Annotated in this window: 1 protein-coding gene; it reads right to left on the minus strand. The window is 39.5% G+C overall.

All coding sequences use genetic code 11. The features are described 5' to 3' along the window. On the minus strand, positions 1 to 4,707 hold a 4,707-nt coding region (locus NZM04_10840), incomplete at both ends, for an FG-GAP-like repeat-containing protein (protein MCS7064512.1).

Consider the following 4,707-nt stretch of genomic DNA (forward strand, 5'->3'; position numbering starts at 1 on the left):
GATCGTCACTCCACCGAGAGAAGGAATGCCTTTAGTGATGAGAATCGGTTTATTGTGTGAGGCATATTGGTATGTGCGTATTTCGTCATTAATCAGATTACCATTGGCATCGTATTGGAAGGTGCGAGTCTGAGTGCCGAGTGTAATTGAGCTTATGCGGTGAGGGGCGGAGGGATTGTTGTATTGGTATGCGCCAACGTAGGTTTTGGATTTTAGGTTGCCAACTGCGTCGTAGGTGAAGGACTCAGCAGGAAGGCCGTTGACAGAGGCCGTGACGAGGCGAGCGAGATTATCGTATTGGAAAGTTTCAGTCTTATTTATGCGATGATCTGTCCGCAAGGCAAGATTACCGGACGGTGTAAACTGGTAGGATAGATCTTGGACTTTAACTGCCCCAGATTGAGTATGAATGGATTGCAAAAAGCCATTCTCAGGTCGATAGGAGCGGGATGTAATTAAACCATTACCGAGTTGCTCTTTTACAAGGTTACCTCTGGCATCCCACTCGATCGCTTGCCAATAGATGGTGTTATTGTTGGGGGAAGAAATTTTATGAAGAGCTCCATGGCTGTTGTAGTGGTTTTGGATTTGCAAACCTGATGGATATGTGATGATATATGGTCGTGATAAGGAGTCGTATTCTGTGACGTGGGTGTAGGAGACTCCGAATGCAGTTGTTGTTGTGCTCTGTAGACGACCAAGGTTATCGTAGATGTAAGTCTCAAGGTAACCGTTGGGTCCTGAAACTGAAGCAAGCTTGCCAATTCCCCTACCTTGAGCTGTATCGTATGTCCAAATAGTTGTGCCCTCGGGCTCTTTTCTCTCGATTAGACGACCTTGTAAATCATATTTCATACTCACTTTTTGGCCTTTTGCATCGACTTGTTCTATAAGCTCACCAAGGGCGTTATATTTATAATACCAAGTCCCCATATTAGGATCTTTCATAGATATTTTGAAACGCCCCGTTGGATCATACTGAATATCAGTGACCGTTCCATCTGCAGCAATGGTCTGTATTAGATTCCCTACAGCATCATATTTGTAGTGAGTAGTTTGGCCGGCATTATCAGTTACGGATGTAATTCTTCCTTCTCGATCAAAGGTATGGATTTGTTTTCGATTCTCCGAGTCTATAGTAGTAGTGCTAAGCGTTCCATAAAAAATCTTTGAACGAGCACCGTCCGGACGGATGTGTTCTATTGGTCGATCTAATATGTCATAGATATGTGTGGAATATAACGGTGCGGAGCCCAAGAAATACGGCTCTGAGGCTTTATGAAGTCGTCCTTTAGAATCATAAATCTTATCAACGTAAATCTTTCTACCATCTGGAGAGAGTGTGACTGCGCGAAGTTCACGGCCCAAACGGTCATAGAAAACAGTCACAGGTGATAAACCTGTAGTAGAAGTGATTATAGCATACGATGCATGAATGGGTGAATCAGCCATTCCTTGAGCCCATTGGTAACTAATTGTAGTAACTGTATTATCAGCCCTTGTTTCTTTAATTTTGCGAGCCATTCCATCATACTCATAAGTAGTAGTAATAGAATTAGGGCCGGTAATTTCATGAGGTGTTCCCAAATGATTGGTCTTAATTGTCTCTTTATGCCCTAGAGGTGAAGTTGCAGAGCTGATGTCACGACCCTTAGAATCATACTTATTAATAGTTACTCGTGTCTGGACACCATTAGCAGTAACAGTATTTGAGAGAACATTCCCGAAGCCATCGTGTTCGTAAGTGGTGGTTACAGAGTCAGGCTGATTCGGTGATATAGTTTCAGAAGCTAGAATTCCAGTGTTAGGATTGTATGAGAATGAACTTGTGCGGACAATATCTGGAAGACCAGAAGATTTATGAACGACGGAGGATTGATAAAGTCGTCCTAAAATCCATTTACCATTTGAGGTGAAGTTATTATATAAATTTTTGCTAATCTTTGTTTTCCCTTGATTATCTGTAATTACAGATTCTATAAGATTGCCAAAATCATCGTAATTAGAGGTTGTAGTAACTGATGAAACTAGCTGACCTGTATTGTATTCATACGTGCTTTCGATACCAGTTTCAAGGTATGGGAAAAAGTATTTTGTATTTTCGATTCCATCATAGATTTTGTATTTCCATGTATTTTTAGTTGTAGAAAGTAGAATTCCCTCTGAGGATCGTGTTTCGATTTCTTTTATTACTCCATCCAAAGGGAACTCTTGATGATATATACTACGGATAGTAACACCCGTTAAATGATCTTTCTCCTCAATGCAACGAAAGCCAAGCTGCTCTCGGCCTAATGCATGAACTTTCATTCCAGTATACTTATAGGATGTTTTAACAAAACCTCCAACACCGTCTTCTTTCTCTATAGATTCAAGCAGTGGAGTTGATCCATATACGTCTATAATTGGATAAACTGCAGCGTTTACCCCTACGTCTTTTGTGTAAAGATTTGGATCACTCATATGGCCGAAGTTGATCTTAATTTTATATCCGTAACCGTTGGTCACAGACGACAATAGAGGGCCCTTAGCGCGATTAATGCTTGTTACAATCTGCGTGTTCGAACCAATCACCTCACGATGCCACAAAATATCATTTAGTCCGTCTCCATTAATATCAACAATGCGAGTTCCAACATCATCGGCACCATCTCCCTCAATATGATGATGTGGAATAAACGCAGGAACGTATTCCCAAGATCGTCCACCTCTATTTAGCCATGCTGCAGAATGAGTAATTGTAGGATTGACCCAGCGATTAACTACTATATCTTGAAGCCTGTCCCCATTTATATCTACTAAAGCTAATCCCATTTTGTGATGATGAGATGTGCCATGATCATGATATGCAGTATACCAAGGCAGCTTGAGAGATTCTGGGCCTTTAGTCCATCCTTTGCCTGTATTCAAATACACGAAATTATGTTCCTCATCAACTATCTCCTCTACCCATTCGTAAACAAGATCACCTAATTGCCAACCAGTGTTATCATGCCATAACATATCTTGATATAATTGACCTTGATAGGAAGCCATGGTAGAATTGGGATTCAATCCAAGTCTTTTCCTAACTTGCCAAGATTTACCATCCCACCAGGTGGCATTCCCCTGTTTCTGACACGAAGTTCTACGAGTGAAGAAATACGCTTTATTGACTACGGGCTTGAGTATACCCTTCTTTGTTTTAAGAAATCTTTTTTGTATTATATCGGGAAGTCCGTCACCATTGAGATCTGTAATTCGAGTTCCTGTATCTTGGTTTTTATCGAATGGAACCAACGGGCACGGTAATTTATATTCATTACTGATCTGGTATCCAGTTCCAGTGTTCAAATATACTTGACTATCTGTTTTTAAAAATTTTTGAGGATAAGATAGAGAAACATCTTTTAAGTCTATCATAGTTCTTCGCCAATATTTGCTATTTGAGGCAAAACATTCACCATGCGCAGTTGACTCCTTGTGTTCAGAACTATGTATGTCTATTGTCTTACCTAAAACTAAACGCTTGTTAACTACAGATACCGGCTCAGTAACTTCAATTTCCTTTGCTGAGATTACATCGCTAAGTCCATCCCCATTAATATCCTGAATTAATACGTCAGAATTAGTATCATCATCTTGATAAATGGCCATCGGCGGAGTGAATGATTCTGAAATAATCCATCCAGATCCTGTATTAATCCATGCTGATTTAACTTGATTTTTATAATTTTGGACAATGTCTGGTAATCCGTCGCCGTTTAATTCAGCAAATTGAAGCCCCAACCATCCAAATCCATCTGGACCACCAATTGAGATAGGTAATCGAAAAGATGAGAACTCTTTCCAACTTGTTCCGTCGTGTTTATAAACTTTACCAGCAAAAGAGTTAATCTCTGACTGTCCTTTAGCTTTAACTTCTACTAATACATAATTCCAATCATTTTTATAAGTTTGATGACACCCCCCCTTGTGGGTATTTGACTCAGATACATAAGGCCCAGAGTCGTATGTTAGGTATTCTTCGTAGATCTTGTTGGATGAACGGCTAGAAGTAGAGCTGTCAAAAGTATTGTGGTATTCAAAATAATCCTCACAAGCATTATATACGCCACGCCAACCTCTATAAAAATTTCCTACTACAACTCGGTCTCTTAAAGACTCATAGGTAGGAAGCTCTACTATTTCTAGAAATCCATCAGCATCTATATCTATAAATTGTGCTCGATTCGTTGAGAATTCATCGCTAATTGGTATGGGAGGATCGTATTTTTGATCCTTACGCCACCCACTACCAGTATTGATATATGCTCCTTTTTCGATCACTCCACTTTGTTTGTGAACATAGTAATATACATAATCAAAAAGCCCATCAGCGTTTAGATCTACAAACTGAGCACCAGTAGGAATTGCTTTTTCCTTACCATAAAAAAGCCGTTTTTTAACTACTGGATAGGGAAGGTTATAGCTATTTTGTAAAGTCCATGCATTGGATGGCTGAGTGATATTTATCCCGTCCTTAAGATATTCAAACAATAATGGCCTAAATGCTTGGCCATTGCCTGCAACCTCTTGTATAGATTTAATTCTGGATTGTATAGTTGTTGGACACATATCGTATTTAAGCTGATATTCTTTAATTAATTTTTGATCACAGTAGCAGCTAATTAATTTTAATCGTTTAGTGGTTTTTATCTCTCGTCCAGCGATATATCCAGAATATAT

The organism is Candidatus Methylacidiphilales bacterium, assembly GCA_025056655.1.
Lineage (GTDB): Bacteria > Verrucomicrobiota > Verrucomicrobiia > Methylacidiphilales > JANWVL01 > JANWVL01.